The following is an 18127-nucleotide window of genomic DNA, read 5'->3' as shown; positions in this document are numbered from 1 at the left end:
TTCAGTATTTCTATCTCGGTTCGGGGATGATCGACCGCGCCGCTCGGAGTATGGTCCTCCGATAGGTTCGGAAGGGAGCGAAGATGCCAAGGCTGAAAGCCATGCCGCAGCAAATCTCGCTGTTCGATATGGATAGCCCGCTACACGGCAAGGTGCGTGGTGAGCGTTCGATCATGCACTTCCCGTTCTTCACGCTGTCGAAGAACCCGCACATGGAGCGGATCGAGTACCGTCGTGAGGGCGTGACGATCGAAATACGCCCTAGCGACACCGGGGTCGCGACCATGTGGGACAAGGAAATCCTCCTCTACGTCGCCTCCTTGATCGCACAGTCGATCGCAGACGGGCAGCCGGCTCAGGAGGAAGTGACGTTCGCGGCGCACGACTTCTTCCGGATCACAGGCGTCGAGCGCCCCTCGACACGGGACTATCGTCGCTTCGCAGAGGCGCTCGAGCGTCTGCAGGGCACCCAGATCAAGACCAACATCGAGACCGGCAACAAGATCGACCGAGGTTGGTTCTCATGGCTTGCGGAAGCTCAGGTAGAATATGAGAAGATGGCCAACGGTGAGGAAATACTTCGGTATGTCCGGATCAGGCCGTGCAACTGGCTGTTCCGCGCGATCCAGCGCGATCAGCGGATGTACCATTACCATCACGACTATTTCCGCCTCGGTCCAATTGAGCGCCGCATGTACGAAATCGCGCACTGTTCCGGCGAGCCGATCGAGATGTCAGTCGAAGAGCTGCACGCCCAGGTTGGATCGATGGGCCCAATCTCCCGATTGAAGAGCTTGGCGAAGGAGATAGAGGCAGAAAACCGCCTTCCCGACTACGACGTCACCGTCATCAATACGATCACCGGCGAACACGTCGACGCGCTCGGTCGAACCCGCAAGAAGAAGGGTATGGTGATCCAGATGCGGCCGAAAAAGCGTAACACGACGCAGCCGAAAGCCTTGGTCGCGTAGCTCCCCTGCCCTACCGCTGATCTGCGCGCGCAACTGAATCCGCTTCTTTGCCGTTAAGCATCCGAAAAGGGTCTTGACGTATAGGAGCGTTTATGCCGCAAGCCACCCTCGACGCCTGGATCTCGCTCTACGCCGCGGTTGGCCTGCTGGTCGCGATGTGCGCCACGATCGCCGTCATCAAGACCATCCACGACTACCACTCGGGCTCGCGAACGCTGGCGACCACAACCGTCATGGACAAGGTGCTGGCCGCGCCGCGTGTATGGGTGCGTTGGCAGCTCAACTATCTGCTGGGTGCGCCGGCGATCCTGATGATCGCGACGCTCTACGCCCATCACCTCGGGTTTGCGACGCTCGTCGACGTGTAAGAGAATAGCTGCGCACCCCTGAAAGAAGGCGGCTGCGCGAAGTTCGAGGCAGTCTGGATCGTCGCGGTCCTGAAGGCACTCGCCCCCCAGCCCCGCGTAATGGCCGAGACATAGCCGATGGTCTCGCGGAACGGCGGGATCCGCCCGTTCAGGCGCACCCTTCCCGGCCCAGCATTGTAGGCAGCGAGCGCCAGGTCGACGCGCTTGAACTCGTCCAGGTGGGCGCGAAGATAACGCGCCCCTCCCCTCAGGTTCTGCAACGGATCGCGCGAGTCATAGACGCCGAGATACGCCGCGGTGCCGGGCATCAGCTGAGTGAGGCCAACCGCGCCTTTCGGGGATACGATGAACGGATCGTATCGACTCTCCTGCGCGACAAGCGCGTCGAAGAGGCCGACCGGCACCCCTGCCTCGCACGCGACGGCCGAGATCAGCGGATAATATCGCGCGCGGCGCTGCTCCAAATAGGCGGGCAGGTCGCCTCGCGGCCGGTACGGGCTGATCGAGCATGCGGCGGGGCTGTAGAGGTAAGGCGCAACGGCAGCCGCTGCGACCAGCCCCGCCGGACTTGCCCTTCCGGTCTGCATCCAGAGCGGGACCGGGATGGCCGAACGCTCGATCGGCGCCGGTGCAAGAGCCGGCGCAAAGGTTGGCGCCGGCGCCAGCCCGGCAAAGTCCTGCGCCAGCGCGTCCGGAGAGACCCCCTCCCCCTCGCTGACCGGGACAGGTGACGGGCGCGGGCTGGTCTTGCCCACCTCGATAACGACCCCGTCGTCGACGCTGCGGAACGGGACGAGCTCCACCTGCTGCGCGCGAGCGGCCGACCAAGTCAGCGCCGCCATAGCGACACCAACGAGGCTCCGAGCCGCAAAGGTCGATCCCTTCATCACCCCTAAAAGGGACCACAGCTTTCCAGGCCTGACAACGTGGAAACTTTTTACACACTCGCGGTGCAGAACGCATTGCACAACGCGGTGCAAGCGCGCCGCGCATTGCGGTTGCCACGCGCCGCGCGTGGTGGCATACACTCCGGAAGCACATCGCACCGCGCATTGCACTACAATGCACTGCGCTTCCGCATTACAGGGAGCTTCGCAATGCCGGTCATATTGGTGGGGTCGATCAAGGGTGGCGTCGGCAAGTCCACCACGGCGCTCGCGCTCGCATCCGAAATGCGCTCGGCCGGACAGAGCGTCCATATCATCGATACCGACGAACAGCGCTCACTCCTGCGCTGGTACGAGGACTGGAAGCTGAAGGACCGCATCGTTGTCGAAGATGGCCACAAGCTGTCGCAGAAGGGATTGCAAGCGGCCGTGATGAAGGCTTCCGAGCAGCATCCATTCGTGATTGTCGACGTGAAGGGCGCGATGAACGAGCTCATCATGTACGCCACGCTGCAGGCCGACATGCTGATCATCCCGCAGCGCGCCTCGGCTGCGGACCTCGAACGATCCGTCGAGTTCCTCGATCAGATGAACTTCATCGAAAGCGCTCGCGGGAGGCCCCTCCCCCACCGCGTGCTGATCACCCAGCGCAGCCCCGCGATCATGTCGCGGGCCGAACGTGAGGTCATGGACCAGACCCGAGAAGAGATCGGGGTGTTCAACTCCGAGCTCTCGCTCGGCGACGCATACCGGGCCATGTTCCTCTACCGGATGACGCTCGAGGAGCTCGACGCGCATGCGTTATCACGGACCGAGCGAGCGCGGCAGAATGTGCAAAGTCTTCTTCGCGAGATCGTCGCAATCATCAAGGAGTCGCAGGCATGAGTGACGCACCAGCTCCAAAGAAGTTTGGCCGCGGCGCTCGGACGCCTGCGCCGAGCGATCTCGACCTCTCGGACTTCAAGCCGACCCCGGCAACCGCCCCTAGCGCGCCGATGGACCTCCCCGAGGGCTATCGGCCCGGCTCGCCCGCGCGACGGCGCCGGGTGCGCGAAACGAAGAGCAAGTCGCTGACAATGCGGATCACGCCAACGACGTTCGACCGCTTCAACGACTACTGCGATCGCGAACAGATATCCTACGCCGACGCCTTCGATCGCCTGCTCAACCTGGCCGACACGGCCAAGGAATAAGAGTGAAGGGGGCGGGTGCATCTTGAGAAAGGATGCACCACCATGGCCCTAGTCGCACTCAAACCCACCCAGCAGGTCGTCGACATCGTCGGCGCCCTAGGCGGCACCTGGCGAGGCTATCTGGCAATGTGCCCCTGCCCCGCTCATCAGGACGCCACTCCGAGTCTTTCCATTCGTCAGGGGCACGAGGGCATTCTTGTCCATTGCTTCGCCGGCTGCGATCCCGACGACGTCCTGCGGGAGATCTCGCGGATCAAGCCCGGCCAGAGATATGCCCCCCCTGCCCCGTCGCGTGCCTCAGGTCGGGCCAACGTGGAGCGGATCTGGGGCGAGGCGGTCCCGGTGCCGGGCACGCCTGCGGAGTCCTACCTGACAGGCCGCGGCATCGTCGCCCCGTTTGAGGATCTGCGCTTCCATCCTCGGTGTCCCTGGGGACCCAAGCCAACAACGCGCTTCCTGCCCGCTCTGCTCGTTGCCGCCCGAGAAGGGCGGGCCTTGCGTGCGATCCAGCGCGTTTTCCTCGATCTCGGCCGTGGAGGCTACCTCGATAAGGTCATGCTCGGCACCCCCGCGGGCGCGAGCTGGCAGGGACGCCGGATCACCGACACGCTTGCGCTCGCCGAGGGGTTCGAGACGGCCGCCATGTTCACCCAACTGAACGACATTCCATGCTGGGCGACGCTTGGCGCGGCACGTCTCGACCGGGTTCACATTCCCGACAGCGTCCGCACCTTGATCATCGCCGAAGACAACGATGCGGAAGGTCGCCGGGCACGGCGCAAGGCATGGGCCGCCTATCGGCCTCGCGGCTTCGACCTTCGACGAATGCCGCCCCCCGGGCGCTTCGGCGATTGGGCCGACGTAAGAGCCGGAGCCTAGAGGGAAGGGGGAACTGGTCTGGGGAGCTGCAGAGGGCAGCCACACAGCCAGGAGATCCCCATGAGCGACCTGTTCGACACCGCGCCATGCCGTGCGTCCTCATTCACCGCCGCAGCGCGCGAGCTCGTGCCGGCCGTACTCGGCGAGGAGAAGATCACGCGAACGCTGCTGAACGCTGCGATGACCGCAGCCTTCGGAGGCTCCGACGCCGACGGCCGCTGGACGCAGCGCGAGAGCTTCGAAGTGCTCGAGCATGCAGTTGCACTTGCAATGCGGAACCGCAGTGCAATGCGCGATCAGCTTGCAATGGGCGATGTCCTGCAGGCGTCGGCGCTGCTCGCCCGCTTGCCGACCCAGACGGTGCGCAGCGAAGAACAGATCGAATGGCAGCAGTTCTCGACGCCGCTCGACCTCTCCACGGTCGCCGTGCTGCTCGCGTCGCCCCGCGGCGACGATATCGTGCTCGAGCCGAGCGCCGGGAATGGACTCCTCGTGGCTCAACTCGGTCCCGTCGGCTCGCTCCAGCTCAACGAGATCGACCCGTCGCGACGCGCACGCCTCGCGGCAACCTTCCCCGATACCACAGTCTCGGGGCATGACGGCGCTACAATCGCGAGCACGATGGCATCGCTCCCCCGTCCCAGCGTCGTCATCATGAACCCACCTTTCTCGCGCTCAGTCGGTCGCGGCGACGACGACCTGGCTGCTGTGCGCCACCTCCAGGCGGCGATCCGGCGCGTGCGCCCGAACGGACGCGTCGTTGCGATCATGCCGGACTGGTTCAGCAACTCGGCCCGGATGGGAGAGATCTGGAACGCAACGCTGGACCAGGTCACCGTCCGAACGTCGATCCGCCTCACCGCTGCCTATGGGAAGCACGGCACCAGCGTCGCGGTGCGTCTCTACGTCCTCGACAAGGCGGCCGGTCAAAGCAACAGCGTTGTGCTGCAGCGAGCGACCGTCGCCGATCTAAACGACCACCTAGTCGTTCCCGATCGCCTCGCGTTGACCAGTGACCCAGCAAAACAGGCGACGCCGAGAGGCGGCAGCGTATCGCTTTTCCGGAGCGTGCGATCCAAACCCGCAGCCGCGCCGCGTGTCTTTCGGGCGCCCTCGCGAAACGAGGTGGCGCCGGTCACCTACAAGGTCCTCGAGACCCCGGCGCCGCTCGCCGAACAGACCGGCGTCTATCTCCCATACCGACCAAGCCGGATCGTGTTCGACGCTGCCGGCGAGCACCCGACCGCCCTGGTCGAGTCCGTCGCCATGGGTTCGATCCCCGCGCCGATCCCGGTTCACGTCCCGGCCCTGCCCGAGCGAACGGTCAGCGAACGCATGCTGTCATCCTCGCAGCTCGAAACTGTCGTCTACGCCGGTCACGCGTGGACGCAGTACATTCCCGGCCGTTTCCGCCCCGATCCGGAGGGTGTGGGCCTGATCATCGACGAGAATGGCAGTCGCTACCGCAAGGGCTTCTTTCTGGGCGACGGCACGGGGGCGGGGAAGGGGCGACAGGTTGCGGCCGTGATCCTCGATAACTGGCTCGCGGGACGGCGTCGCGCTATCTGGGTATCCAAGAACGAGGCGCTCCACGCTGACGCCATCCGCGACTGGACGGCCCTGGGCGGCCTTGCCGCCGATGTGCAGCCGCTCTCGCGCTGGAAGATCGACGAGCCGATCAGCATGTCTGAGGGCGTCCTGTTCGTGACCTACCCGACGCTACGCTCGACGCGCGGTGACGCCAGCCGGCTCGAGCAGATCATCACATGGGCCGGCGACGACTTCGAAGGCGTCATCGCCTGGGATGAAGCCCATGAGATGGGCGGCGTCGCAGGAGGCGAGGGGAGCATGATCGCCAAGAAGGGCTCGCAGCAGGGCATCGCCGGCGTCCTTCTGCAGAATCGCTTGCCCGGCGCGCGCGTGCTGTACGCCTCCGCAACGGGCGCTTCCGAGGTGAACAACCTCGCTTACGCCGTCCGGCTCGGGCTCTGGGGGCCGGAGACCTCCTTCGCCAATCGGGAAGCGTTCATCACCGAGATCCGCCAGGGCGGGATTGCAGCGATGGAGCTGGTGGCGCGCGACCTCAAGGCGACAGGCCTTTACACCGCGCGCGCTCTTAGCTTCGCAGGGGTCGAGTATGACATCCTCCGGCACGAACTGACCCGCGAGCAGATCGAGGTGTACGACACCTATGCCGACGCCTGGGGCATCATCCACCGCAACATGGAAGAGGCGTTGAAGCTGACCGGCGTGGTCGACTCCCTCAGGGGAGACACGCTGAACTCCGGTGCCAAGGCGGCCGCTCGATCGCGGTTCGAGAGCTGCAAGCAGCGCTTCTTCGGTGCGCTTCTTCTATCCTGCAAGTTGCCAACGGTCCTTGCCGCGGTTCGGCAGCATTTGGAGGCCGGGCAGTCCGTCGTTCTGCAGCTGGTCAGTACGGCTGAAGCCATCCTCGATCGGCGCCTCGGCGAGCTATCCCCAGACGAGCGAGCAGACCTCGACCTCGACCTGTCCCCGCGCGAGGCGGTGATCGATTATCTGCAGCGCGCCTTCCCGGTCCAGCAGATGTCGACCTATCTGGACGATACCGGCGAAACGCGGTCGCGACCCATGTTCGACGATCGAGGCACCCCGGTCACCAACCCGGAAGCGGAAGCGGCTCGAGACACGCTGATCGAGCAACTCTGCGCGCTCCCTCCGATCGCAGCCGTTTTAGACGGCATTCTCGAGCATTTCGGCCATGACAACGTCGCCGAGGTGACGGGGCGCACCAAGCGGCTCGTAAGCACCGCGGGCGGCACCCAAAAGCTCGAATCCCGGTCGGCCCGCGCGACCCAGGCGGACTCCGCAGCCTTCATGGAAGGGACCAAACGGATCCTCGTGTTCAGCGACGCGGGCGGCACCGGCAGATCCTATCATGCGAGCCTCGCCGTGAAGAACCAGGAACAGCGGGTTCACCTCCTGCTGGAGCCGGGCTGGCGTGCCGATCGGGCCATCCAGGGTCTCGGTCGAACCCATCGTACCCATCAGGCCTGCACGCCCCTGTTCCGACCCGTCACGACCGACTGCAAGGGCGAACTCCGCTTCACGTCGACCATCGCGCGGCGTCTCGACAGCTTGGGCGCTCTCACAAGGGGCCAGCGCCAGACAGGCGGCCAGAACCTGTTCGACCCGGCCGACAACCTCGAAAGCGAGTACGCCAAGGCGGCGCTCATCAGCTGGTATCATCTGCTCGTTGCCGGCAAGTTGAGCAGCACGAACCTGGTCGACTTCCAGCACCGCACAGGGCTCGAGCTGCAGGACAAGGATGGTGTCCTCAAGGAAGACCTCCCACCGATCCAGCGTTGGCTAAATCGGCTCCTGGCGCTTCCGATTGGCCTCCAGAACCTCATCTTCGACGAGTTTCTCGCCCTGGTCGAAACACGGGTCGCAGCCGCGCGGGACGCCGGCACGCTCGATGTCGGGGTCGAGACCATGCAGGTCGATCGCGCCACGGTGCTCGATGACACCATCCTGCGCACCGACCCGATCAGTGGCGCAACGTCTCACCTCTTGACCATCGAGGTCGCACGGCGCCGTCAGCCAGTCTCGCTCGATCGCGTGCTTCGCATCGCCGACAGCGACAGCACGGCCATGTTCCTGCGGAACGGTCGATCGGACAAGGTAGCGCTTCGGACAGCGGCTCGGTCCGGCATGACGGAGGATGGCGTCGCGGTCCTGCGGATCGAACTGATGCGTCCGACCCGTCGCGAATATCTCGCGGCCGACGACCTGTTCGAGACAGCCTGGGAGGAGTGTTCCCGTGAGACCTTCTCGGCCGCATGGGAAGCCGAAGTGGAAGAGGCCCGTACCAAGGTCGACACCGAGACAATCCGGCTCGCGACGGGCTTGCTGCTGCCAATCTGGTCGGCCCTGCCGAGCGACCATCTCGCGGTCAATCGCATCGTGGACGAGGAAGGCCGTTCGTGGCTCGGTCGCATGGTCTTCCCGCGCGACATCCACACCCTGTTCAACAAGCTCGGCCTGGATGAGCCACAGGTCCTGAGCCCCGACGAGATCACGCAGGCGGCATTGGGAGGCGGCTCGATCGTCCTGAAGCGACCGTTCGCATGCGAGGTGAAGCGGGCGAGGGTCAACGGCAAGCCGCGGATCGAGATCGTCGGGGCGCCTGCCGCGCAGCTACCGTGGCTGAAGTCGATCGGCTGCTACGTTGAGATCATCTCCTACAAGACGAGGATCTTCGTACCCAACGAGACTGCCTCGGAGGTGATCGCCCGCCTGACGGCGCAGCCCGACGGGTGATACCATAGCATCGCAGGGCGCGGTGCAATGCGCGGTACATGTCGCTGCGCGAACGGGAGCAGGAAGGGAAGGGGGAGCGAGGGGGTGTTCGGCGAGGGACTTCGCCGGACATTCCCACGCTCAGGAGACTGGCAATGACCCAGACCGTCAAACTCGCAAAGCTGAAGCAGTCCGAGAAGAACGTCCGCACGACGCAGCCCAAGAACATCCCGGCCATGGCCGCGAGCATCCGCGCGCGCGGCATCATTCAGAACCTTCTTGTCACCCCGTCCAAGCCGCGCGGCATGTTCGAGGTCATCGCCGGCGAGCGGCGCTATCTGGGAGCGATGATGCTCGCCGAGGCGGGCGAGATCGTCGCGGCGGATTACGACGTGCCGGTCAAGATCGTCGCGGGCGACGACAACGACCTCCGCGAGCTCTCGCTGACCGAGAACTTTCAGCGCGAGGTAATGACGCCGGCCGAGGAATGCCGTGCGTTCCAGCACTTCCTCCAGTCTGACGGCGACATCGACGCCGTTGCCAAGCGGTTCGGCCAGACACGCCGCTTCATCGAAGGCCGCCTCCGCCTCGCCAATCTGGCGGAACCGGTGTTCGAAGCTCTCGCCAACGGCGACATGACGCTCGACATGGCAAAGGCCTATGGCTCGACCGAGGACCGCGCGAAGCAGGAGCGCGTATTCGCGCAGTACCGCCACAGCTCCTACATCACCGCGGACCAGATCCGGCGCGCGATCTCGAACGACACCATGAAAGCGACCGACCCCGTCGCCATCCTGGTCGGTGCCGACGCCTATGTCGCCGCTGGTGGCCGCGTCGAGCGCGAGCTGTTCAGCGAGGATGGCGACCGCTGGTCGGATCCCGAGATCGCCCAGTCGCTCGCCAGTACGCTCATGGAAGCCGAGGCGAAGCGTCTCGGCGAGGAACAGGGCCTCGCGTGGATCCGCCCGATCGCAACCACCAACCTGTACGGTGCGACCGCGGATCTGCACCGTGTCGCTCTGCAGCCGGCCCCGCTCACCGAGGCGGAAGAAACCCGCGCGTACGAGATCTCCGAGCGGATGGAGGCCCTCACCGAGGAGATGAGCGACGAGAGCCTTGAAGAAGAGGCCTACGGCATTCTCGAGAGCGAGTACGACCGGCTTCAGGAAGAGTACGAGGGCATCCACAACAAGCCCCCCGTGCTCCCCGACGACATCAAGGGGCAGGTCGGGACCTTCCTGATGCTCGACCGCAACGGCAAGCTGGTCCTCGAGACGACCTACTACAGCGAGACGCCGCTCCGCACGCCCGGCGATGCGGACGACGCGAAGCCGACCGGATCGACACGGGACACGAGCTCGCTTCCACCCGAGGCGGTCGCGCCGGGCGGAAAGCCGCTGAGCGCTCGTCTCCACGACGAGCTCGCCGTGCAGCGCCGCGACATCCTCGCCGCCTCGATCCTCGCGGATCCCGGCCTCGCGCTCGACTACGCGCTTTTCGCGATGGTGGACCGCACCCGCAACTACGGCCGCTCGGGCACGACCATCACCGCGGGCCGGCCCAACGATCCGCAAATGCCGGCCGATTTCGCCCCCACCCAGGCGAAGATCACGATCGCCGAGGCGCGGGAGGCACTGGATACCTCGTGGACCGAAGGCGCCTCGCCCGTCGAACGGTTCGAGGCATTCCGCGCCCTCGGCGACGATGCCAAGGCAGCGTGGCTCGCGATCGTGGTCGCGGACTCGCTCGAGGCCAAGCAGGACTATGGCACGGTCACGACGAACCCGCTCCACGCCCGTCTCGCCTCCATCCTCGAGATCGACGTCGCCAAGTGGTGGCGGCCGACCTGCGCCAACTTCTTCGACCGGGTGTCGAAGGGCACGCTGCTCGCGACGCTCACCGAGGTTGGCGGATCCACGCTGGCAGCACGCTATCTCGGCTCCAAGAAGGGCGAGATTTCGACCAGCTGCGAGAGGCTGTTCGCCGGCGAGGCCATTACCGAGGCGGAGACCAAGGAGGCCGCTCTCGCCTGGGTGCCGGACGCGATGCGCTTCGACGTGGCCAGTACGGCTGAGTTGGTCGAAGACGACGGTCCCGATGACGAAGACGCCGGCAGCGATGTCGACGGTGACCCCGACGGCGACGACGGTGCCGATCTTGATGGCGACCAGAGCACCGAGCCCGGCGAGGACGACGCCGGTGCGGTGAACGACGACGCGGAGCTCGTCGCGGCCGAATAACCCCGCCCAACCGTCTCCTGGGCAACTGGCGGTCGTCCCGATGGGGCGGCCGCCTTCTTTTTTCGCGGGCGCCATGCCGCCCAACGGGGAGCACCCATCATGACCTTCCGTCGCAAGCCCGATGCGCAGCGCCGTGACGTCGCGGCCGAGATCACCAACCTCATTATCGAGAAGCTCGAATCCGGCGTTCTGCCGTGGTCACGCCCTTGGGGGCTCACCGGGGCAGGTGGGCGTCCGCTACGCCATTGCGGAACCCCGTACACCGGCATCAACACGCTCTACCTTTGGGCGATCGGCGATGCCCGCGGCTATAGCAGCCGCACCTGGATGACCTATCGCCAAGCCGAAGAGTTGGGCGGCCAGGTGCGGCGCGGCGAGCGAGGCTCGCTGAGCGTCTACTTCTCCAGTTTCTCCAAGACGGAAACCGATCGCGTCACCGGTGCTGAGGCCACCAAAAACATCCGCTTCCTGCGATCCTACATCGTCTTCAACGTCGACCAGATCGACGGCCTGCCGAGCTACTACTATCCGACGATCGCGCCGCCCGAGCCACGCGTCGAATCCGAGCACCGCGCCGCCATTGACGGCTTTTTCGGCACCCTGCCGGGCACGGTTCGCCATGGCGGCGACCAGGCCTACTTCTCGCCGATTGGCGACTACATCCAGATGCCGAACCGCGGGGCGTTCCGGTCGGACGACCACTATGCCAGCACGCTGGGGCACGAATACACCCACTGGTCAGGCGCCGCGAGCCGGCTCGACCGCGAGTTCGGCAAGAAGTTCGGCGACAACGCCTACGCGTTCGAGGAACTCGTCGCCTCCATCGGCCAGTGCCTGATCTGCGCCGAACTCGGCCTACCCGGCGATCTCCATGACAATCATGCCAGTTACATCGACCACTGGCTTCGCATCCTGAAGTCGGACTCCAGCGCGATCATCAAGGCCGCGTCGAAGGCCGAGCAGGCCTTCAATTACCTGCGCGACCTCGCCCGACCCGCCAGTCACGACGCCAGCGGCGATGCCAAGGTCGAGTGGCACGAGCCCGAGGCGCTCGCGGCATGACCAGTCAATCAAGGAGTCGCACTCATGCGCATCGAACTGAAGAAGCTGAAGGTCGTGGTCGCGCTCTCGGAGGAGACGACCTGCTATACCGCCGAGATCTGGATCGACGGCGCTCGCGCTTTCCTGGCCTCGAACCGCGGACATGGCGCCGCGGACGACTTCCACCAGGTCGGCGCGCTCACCGAAAAGGAGGTCGACGCGTGGCTCGCCGCCAACCGCCCCGCGCGCGAGTTCCACGGAACCACTCTGCAACACACGCTCGAGTTCGAGGTAGCCGCGATGATCGGGAGGATCGAGGAGACGAAGCGGCTCCGGCGCTCCTTCAAGAGGCAGCTCATCGTGATCGACGACGGGAAGGTCTACGGTTATCCCCTGAAGGGGCACACCCCTGCGGCCGTCGCCGAGGCCGTCCGCAAGCACCGCCCCAATCTGCGGGTCGTGAACGACGATGAGCAGGCGATCGAGGACGCCATCGACCTGATGATCGCGCAAGCCGATCAGGATCCGACATGACGCTCGACCTGATGCGGCTCCTCGGGCCGTCCAGGCGCGATCCCATCTGGGAAGCCGAAAAGCAGGGTTGGCGGGGGTACGTGCTCGGTAGCACCGGCTGTCACTATCGACGTGGCAGCCGGCTCGCCGATGCGTGGCAGCGTGGCTTCGCGGCAGCCGCTCGATCGTCGGATCCTGTGGGTCTGATGCTCTGATCCGGGACCAGGGAAGGGGAGGGGGAAGCGGGCCGGTGAGCGCGAGAGGCGCTCAGGATCCGGAGATCGCCATGCCCTACGACGTTGCTTTTCGCCATCAACAGGCGCTCGACCCGAGCGCCTTGTCCACCATCACCGCCGGCGTCCATGCCTTGACACGCGCGATCGAGGACTGCCGCAATGCCGGGGTCGACTACGAGAGCGACGCCGCAGTGATCCTGCTGGCCCGACATCTCACCACGGTGACGCAGAACCGGCCCGCCGAAGCGATCTTACGACGCCGCTGTACGGAGCGCATTGCGGAGCTGCAGCGCTTCCCGGCCCTTCTCACGCTCGCCATCCGGGGCGTCTCCTACGATGCCGTCGCCAAGGACCTTTTTCATGCGGACGGGCGCAGGGCGATGCGCAATCTGGCGAATGCGCTCACCCTTCCCGAGGGCAGCTACACCATCCGGTCGAACCGGTCGGATCCGTCCGTATCGGGTGAAATAACCCTTCATGGCGAGGAGGTCTGGGTGCAGCTGTCGCTTGGCGCGCTCGGCCCCGAGAACGAAGTGTCGTTTCGCCGGGTCAGAGGTCAGCACGACCTCCTGGGCGACCGCCGGCGGTTTGCCGCCATCCGCGAGCTCCTCAACCCTGCTCGGTTCGCAGACCGCCTACGACGCGAGCTGCATCTCGCCCCTGCGGCAGCCGAACCCGCCCTTTTGGTCGGGTGATGTGATGGACGTCCTTGCCACCCGCGTACGCGTGACGGGCGCGCCCCCTCGCTACCAGTATCGGCTCTACGCGCCGTTCGATGCGCTCTCACCGGAACGCCAGTCGCTGATCCACTACCACAGCGATTTCGGCCACGGGCTCGGCCTGCTCGCTCGCATGAGCGAGGCAATCGCTCCCATGACTTGGCTTGAGATGTCCCCCGGGCACGAGAAGCTCGCACAGGGCCGCGCAATCCACGACCTCGCTCAGCAGATCGAGGCGCGCGTGCTGTCGATCCTGTTCACCGAGGTGACGAACACGCGGGTGCCACCACTCACCGAGGGCCGGTCCGATCTTCCAGACGAGCGCGTCCGCGCCCGCGTCGCGCAGCTGGTGAGCCACGTTCACCGGCCCGCTCTCGAGACGTCCGCGATTCACCTCCTTGACCCACGCCGCCTCTGATGCGGCCCAGATCTGAAAGGACTAGCAATGGGCTGGCTCACCATGCCGCTGTCGTCGATGCAGCCGCATTCGACCCCGAAAGCGTATCTCGACGCCCAGTTCACCTATGACCAGCGCGACCCTGCCGGTAAGGGCAGGGCGCTGCGGATCGTCGCGTCCTCCTGCCTGCGCAACAAGGTCTACTACGCGGCCGCGGTGCCGAGCACCGACGGAGTCGACGAGCCAACCTTCGCGATTGTGTGCCTGGTCAAATGGAACCCTCGCGACCGGGAGGGCTACGTGTTCGGGTACAAGGACATGACCGAACACATGGGGCCGTGCGAAGCCGAATGCCCGGAGCGGATCCTCGCCCTGCTTGGCGATACCGACGAACCGTCCGCGCTCAACTGGCGACGCCGCTGCATCGACAATCTGGCCCGCGCCGCGCGCCCGCTCGAGCATGGCATGCGGATTCGCCTGCCGTCCCCGGTCAGGTTCACCGACGGCTATGAGGGCGCAGAGTTCACCGTCCACAAACGAGGCCGCAGGGTCGCGCTGTCCAGGCCCGGCGTCAGCTACCCGGAGTACCGGCTAAGCGGCTTGCGCCATCTGTCCTGGACAGTCGTCCCGGAGACGAAGGTCCACAAGACGGTGTTCGCTTGATTGCCACCCACCACCTAACTCAGGATCACGGTCATGATCGCGCTTCCCGACCACGTCCCTCTCAGCCCCAAACGCCGGGCGCTCTGCAGCAACGACAATGCAAGGCGCATTGCAGCGCGCATGGCTGATGACGGTGCAAGCTGCATTTCGGTCGTTCGCACCGGCAACCCTCTCCAGCCACTTCGGATCATCCCGGCCGTCGTCGACGGCCCCGACGTCGTGCTCGAGATGCGGCTCGCATGAGAGCGGCCCTATTCCTGCTTCTGGTCGCCCTGACGGCTTGCGGCGCCAGTCCGGAGAGCGGTCGGAACGAACCCACGATCCGGGGCGATGCGCGGGCACTGGACGGCGACACCGTGTCGATCGATTTCCGGTTTTCCGGCGCCGATGCGGTCGAAAAGAAGCAGCTCTGCGAGCAAGCAGGCTCCTGCTATCCGTGCGGAAAGCTCGCCCAAGACGCGACGGCAAGAATGCTGAAAAGCGGCGAGGCAACCATCCAGCTGGTCGGCAGCAGCAGCTACGGCCGCCCCGTGGCAATCGTCAGTGTCGACGGCTCCGATGTTGGCGAGCAGCTGATTGCGCAGGGCTTCGCGGTGCCGGCTGTCAAATACCTGAAGAGTGATCCCGAACGCGCCACCCGCTATGTCGCGGCATTCGAGGAGGCGCGCAGCCACGGCCGCGGGATTCATTCAGGAGAGTGGATCGACCCGGAGAAATGGCGACGGGGGGAACGGCTCGCATGCGAGCGACGTTGAAGCACCACCCCCCGAAACAAGACGGGCGGCCCCGGCTCCGGCCAGGGCCGCCTTTCTTTTTGCCGTCAGTGCGACAGCTTCGGATCGATGACGTGATCGACCGCATCATAGCCCGGTCCCGGATCGAACGACCAGGATGCCCCGATCTCGAAGCCGGTGTCGAACCGCCCGACAGGGCCGTCAGGCTCGGCCGCCACATAGGGCGAGACCAGCGGCATGGTCGGTCGCTTCATGCGGAACAGCTCGCCAGCGAACCGGCCGCGCGCTTCCAGCACGCCTTCCAGCCACAGCAGGTCGTCGAGGATCAGAACGATGCCCTTGCCCGCCAGCGCGTAGTAGATGCACCGCTGAAAGTCGTCGCACTGGTTGCCGAGGATCTGCGTCAGCTTGCGCTTGCCCGAGGACTCACCCTCGTGGATCCACTCGATCGCCTCGCGTAGCTCGCGCACGGAGTAGTAGGCGTCCTCCGGCCCCATACCGATGCACGCGGCCGCGATCATGCGTCGTGTCGGACGGATGATCGGATCGGTCGACGCGTCCTTGAGCGTCAGATCGAGGTCGAAAGCTTCGATGCAATCGGTCTTCATGGCGCGCTTCTCCTTGGCGGTGAACGTACCGTGAACATCGTGGACCTTGCAAGTATAATATCGTATAGTCGCACGCATGTGGTTGGTCCCGCGCGACACTCGTGGACTCCAGCAACGCACGCCCCTGCCGGACGTCGTGCGGCGAGCGCTCGTCCGCTGGTACATGGGGGAGGGCGAGGACAGCGACCACCGCGCATCGGTGATCATGGTTGTGAAGGCACGCGACCACCATCAATGGATCGCCTGCGACTGCCTGGGCGAGACGGAAGCCCCGCCGCTCCTGTCCCCGGCCTACCTCTCCGAAGCCGAAACCTACTATCTCCGGCGACTGACCAGCGTCCGGCAACGGCGACCCGAGCATGAACTCGACTGCCCGTTCTACCGCGAACAGGCTCCTCCCCGCATCCGCGAGAAGGCAACAGCGACACCGCGCACGATCAACGAGCCAGACGGCATGTTCTCCGCGCACCGGCTCGCGCCGGAGAAGCTCGCGCAACTGCCCGACGAGGCTGAACCTGACGATCGCAACCGCGGCGTCGCCATTCCGCGCCTCGCCCGCCTGCTATGGCTTCTCATGGAGATGGCCCACGTCAATGTCGTAGAGCCACTCGAGGCCGGAGAGCCGCGGACGACGTCGATGGCAAGCGAGTTCGCCGCGATGCGCCGCGCGGCCGAACGCGTCGAAATTGCCCCGGGCATCCCGCTCGCCCGTCACTTCTACACTCACATCGATCCCTATGAACGCGGGATCGTGTTCGCCAAGCTGCGACAGGCGGCCAAGAAGTGGCCGACCGGCCATGCCCCACAAGCCTTTCTCCTGCTCTACGCCGTCGACATATCAGGAACGACCATCACGCTCGCCGAAGGCCGCGAATTGGAGGTCAAGAACCGGATCCGGCACATCGGCATCCACCGGCGCCAGATCGGCGCCCCGTACCTCGTCCTCGCCGTCGTGGGCGAGCACAATCCGCGCGAGGGCTATGCGGCACTGCGCGCCTATGCTCAGCCAATCGCACGTCCCTCCAACTTCGTCGCGATCCACAACGCGGCCGAACGGCAAACCATCGTCGGGCTGCTCGATCTCCAATACCGTCTGCGCCGTCGCGGAATCGGGATCGGCTTCAAGCGCCTTCTCTTCGACGTCGCTACCAGCATCGGCGACATGCGCCCCGACATGCTGCTCGACCTTCGCGACTTCACGACCGGCGAGGTGATGGAAGCGGCCTTGGAAATCGTAACGGCACACGACGCCGACACGCTCGGCGTCAAGCTGCGGCAGGTCGAAAAGCTACGCACCGTCGCGCCGGTGGTGACCATCCACGGCGAGGATCTCGAGGCCGATGGTCTGGAAGCGGCGATACTCGATCAGCTGCACATTGGTCAGTAGTCGCGCGCGGCGACGATCTGGACCGCAAGAAGCGTCCGATCAATCGAAGCAGCAAAACCCGTGTTCGGCGATCAGCTCGATCGCCTGCTGCTCGTCCGACGCGTCCTCACGCAGAACCACGGGGCGCACCGGCACCCACGGCCCCAGGTCATCGGGCAAGTTGCTACCCTCGCTATCGTTCGTAAGCGCCCAAAGCTTCTCCGGCGCCGAATAGAGCCACACGTCCATGCGGCCTACTGCCCCGCACTCGGCCCAACAGCAACGAGGCTGGAGGGGAGGGGGAGGAGACCTGTCGATCCATAGAGGAGCCGACAGATGACCCGCTTTACCGCCGTCCCAGCACCGCAGGACACGAAATGGGGTGTTCCGCAGACAACCGACCAGGTCCTGCCCGGGATTTGGCACGTCACCACGCCCGATCATGGCGGGTACGTCCTTTCCGACGAACGGCAAGCCGCGATGCCCGAGGCGTTACGCCGCGACGATATCTACTACGAGGAGGACGTGGATTGGGCGCTCGTCCTGCTCGGCTTCGCGACCGAGTTCCGGCGTCTCCCCACAGCCGGGATCGCCCTTCAGGTCGAGAACGCGCGCCGTTCGGTTCGAGCGTGGCACCCTGCACGCTATGGCGCCTTCACTGGCGAAGAAGTGCCGGCGACCGAGAACAACACGCTACGCCGTCGCGCCGCCTATCAGGCTGTCATCGGTCAGTACGCTTCGGTTTCCGCATCCGGTGACTGGGCCGATTGGGTTCCCGCCGGCATGGTCGGTGTTGTGTTTCGCCGGGTCCAGAGCGTCGATGCGCTCGGCTTTGCCCGCTACTCCGGAGATCCGATCTACGGGCTCGTCGCCAAGGACCGCTACGCCGAGCGCAACGACGTCGAGACCTTCGACAGTCTCGGCGCCACCCGCGTCGAGAGCACCGCTCCGATCATCACCAAGGAAGTCCACCTGGCCTGAGGTCGCGGTGCAACTGCACTGCGCCATCCCTCGCGGCCACAGCGCCGCTT

The 18127-nt window shown here is 65.4% G+C and carries 20 protein-coding genes; 17 read left to right on the top strand and 3 right to left on the bottom strand.

Annotated elements, in window-relative coordinates; all coding sequences use genetic code 11:
* The first annotated feature begins 83 nt into the window (after positions 1 to 83).
* Entirely contained in the window at positions 84 to 971 is an 888-nt protein-coding gene (locus ACU5AX_RS19720; RefSeq protein ID WP_242121901.1) for a replication initiator protein A, read from the top strand.
* Between the two features lie 92 nt (positions 972 to 1063).
* A complete protein-coding gene (locus ACU5AX_RS19715; protein WP_446692254.1) occupies positions 1064 to 1339 on the top strand; it encodes a hypothetical protein in 276 nt (91 codons plus the stop codon).
* On the opposite strand, the gene ACU5AX_RS19710 is transcribed toward ACU5AX_RS19715, so the two are convergent.
* Positions 1306 to 2181, bottom strand: a complete 876-nt coding sequence (locus tag ACU5AX_RS19710; RefSeq protein WP_446692253.1) for a lytic transglycosylase domain-containing protein — start codon at positions 2179 to 2181, stop codon at positions 1306 to 1308. The two genes, ACU5AX_RS19715 and ACU5AX_RS19710, sit on opposite strands and share 34 nt — an antisense overlap.
* A gap of 108 nt (positions 2182 to 2289) precedes the next feature.
* On the opposite strand from ACU5AX_RS19710, the gene ACU5AX_RS19705 reads away from it, so the two are divergent.
* From ACU5AX_RS19705 to ACU5AX_RS19645, 13 genes are all read left to right on the top strand, one after another.
* On the top strand, positions 2290 to 3111 hold the full coding sequence (locus ACU5AX_RS19705; protein ID WP_446692252.1) for a ParA family protein: 822 nt from the start codon (positions 2290 to 2292) through the stop codon (positions 3109 to 3111).
* Positions 3108 to 3419, top strand: a complete 312-nt coding sequence (locus ACU5AX_RS19700) for a hypothetical protein (RefSeq protein ID WP_446692251.1) — start codon at positions 3108 to 3110, stop codon at positions 3417 to 3419. Before ACU5AX_RS19705 ends, ACU5AX_RS19700 begins: the two co-directional genes overlap by 4 nt.
* Before the next feature lie 42 nt (positions 3420 to 3461).
* Positions 3462 to 4298: a DUF7146 domain-containing protein gene (locus tag ACU5AX_RS19695; RefSeq protein ID WP_446692250.1), complete on the top strand. Its 837-nt coding sequence runs from the start codon at positions 3462 to 3464 to the stop codon at positions 4296 to 4298.
* A 60-nt stretch (positions 4299 to 4358) separates the two neighbouring features.
* Positions 4359 to 8600, top strand: a complete 4242-nt coding sequence (locus tag ACU5AX_RS19690; RefSeq protein ID WP_446692249.1) for a strawberry notch-like NTP hydrolase domain-containing protein — start codon at positions 4359 to 4361, stop codon at positions 8598 to 8600.
* A gap of 134 nt (positions 8601 to 8734) precedes the next feature.
* Positions 8735 to 10819: a ParB/RepB/Spo0J family partition protein gene (locus tag ACU5AX_RS19685; protein ID WP_446692248.1), complete on the top strand. Its 2085-nt coding sequence runs from the start codon at positions 8735 to 8737 to the stop codon at positions 10817 to 10819.
* A 99-nt stretch (positions 10820 to 10918) separates the two neighbouring features.
* A complete protein-coding gene (locus ACU5AX_RS19680; protein WP_446692247.1) occupies positions 10919 to 11881 on the top strand; it encodes an ArdC family protein in 963 nt (320 codons plus the stop codon).
* Positions 11882 to 11905: 24 nt separating this feature from the next.
* On the top strand, positions 11906 to 12394 hold the full coding sequence (locus ACU5AX_RS19675) for a hypothetical protein (protein ID WP_242121892.1): 489 nt from the start codon (positions 11906 to 11908) through the stop codon (positions 12392 to 12394).
* Positions 12391 to 12588, top strand: coding sequence for a hypothetical protein (locus tag ACU5AX_RS19670; RefSeq protein ID WP_242121891.1), 198 nt, complete (start codon positions 12391 to 12393; stop codon positions 12586 to 12588). Before ACU5AX_RS19675 ends, ACU5AX_RS19670 begins: the two co-directional genes overlap by 4 nt.
* Positions 12589 to 12659: 71 nt before the next feature.
* Positions 12660 to 13304 (top strand): hypothetical protein, encoded by a 645-nt coding sequence (locus ACU5AX_RS19665; protein ID WP_242121890.1) that lies wholly within the window; start codon positions 12660 to 12662, stop codon positions 13302 to 13304.
* A gap of 4 nt (positions 13305 to 13308) precedes the next feature.
* Positions 13309 to 13746 (top strand): hypothetical protein, encoded by a 438-nt coding sequence (locus ACU5AX_RS19660; RefSeq protein WP_242121889.1) that lies wholly within the window; start codon positions 13309 to 13311, stop codon positions 13744 to 13746.
* Positions 13747 to 13773: 27 nt separating this feature from the next.
* The gene (locus ACU5AX_RS19655) at positions 13774 to 14388 is read left to right on the top strand and encodes a DUF6927 domain-containing protein (protein WP_298277327.1); all 615 of its coding nucleotides are present in this window, start codon (positions 13774 to 13776) and stop codon (positions 14386 to 14388) included.
* A 33-nt stretch (positions 14389 to 14421) separates the two neighbouring features.
* Positions 14422 to 14631 (top strand): hypothetical protein, encoded by a 210-nt coding sequence (locus ACU5AX_RS19650; protein WP_242121886.1) that lies wholly within the window; start codon positions 14422 to 14424, stop codon positions 14629 to 14631.
* Positions 14628 to 15143, top strand: a complete 516-nt coding sequence (locus tag ACU5AX_RS19645; RefSeq protein WP_446692246.1) for a thermonuclease family protein — start codon at positions 14628 to 14630, stop codon at positions 15141 to 15143. Before ACU5AX_RS19650 ends, ACU5AX_RS19645 begins: the two co-directional genes overlap by 4 nt.
* A gap of 65 nt (positions 15144 to 15208) precedes the next feature.
* On the opposite strand, the gene ACU5AX_RS19640 is transcribed toward ACU5AX_RS19645, so the two are convergent.
* On the bottom strand, positions 15209 to 15730 hold the full coding sequence (locus ACU5AX_RS19640) for a hypothetical protein (RefSeq protein WP_446692245.1): 522 nt from the start codon (positions 15728 to 15730) through the stop codon (positions 15209 to 15211).
* Positions 15731 to 15806: 76 nt separating this feature from the next.
* Between ACU5AX_RS19640 and ACU5AX_RS19635 the strand changes: the two genes are divergently transcribed.
* Positions 15807 to 17117, top strand: a complete 1311-nt coding sequence (locus ACU5AX_RS19635; protein ID WP_446692244.1) for a DUF8535 domain-containing protein — start codon at positions 15807 to 15809, stop codon at positions 17115 to 17117.
* 39 nt (positions 17118 to 17156) lie between these two features.
* On the opposite strand, the gene ACU5AX_RS19630 is transcribed toward ACU5AX_RS19635, so the two are convergent.
* Positions 17157 to 17345, bottom strand: a complete 189-nt coding sequence (locus tag ACU5AX_RS19630; protein ID WP_242121882.1) for a hypothetical protein — start codon at positions 17343 to 17345, stop codon at positions 17157 to 17159.
* Between the two features lie 87 nt (positions 17346 to 17432).
* Between ACU5AX_RS19630 and ACU5AX_RS19625 the strand changes: the two genes are divergently transcribed.
* Positions 17433 to 18077, top strand: coding sequence for a DUF7007 domain-containing protein (locus tag ACU5AX_RS19625; protein WP_446692243.1), 645 nt, complete (start codon positions 17433 to 17435; stop codon positions 18075 to 18077).
* The last annotated feature ends 50 nt before the right edge of the window (positions 18078 to 18127 follow it).

This window comes from Sphingomonas benefaciens, assembly GCF_052907485.1.
Note: the sequence above shows the minus strand (reverse complement) of the source record. Positions and strands in the feature narration are given on the sequence as shown.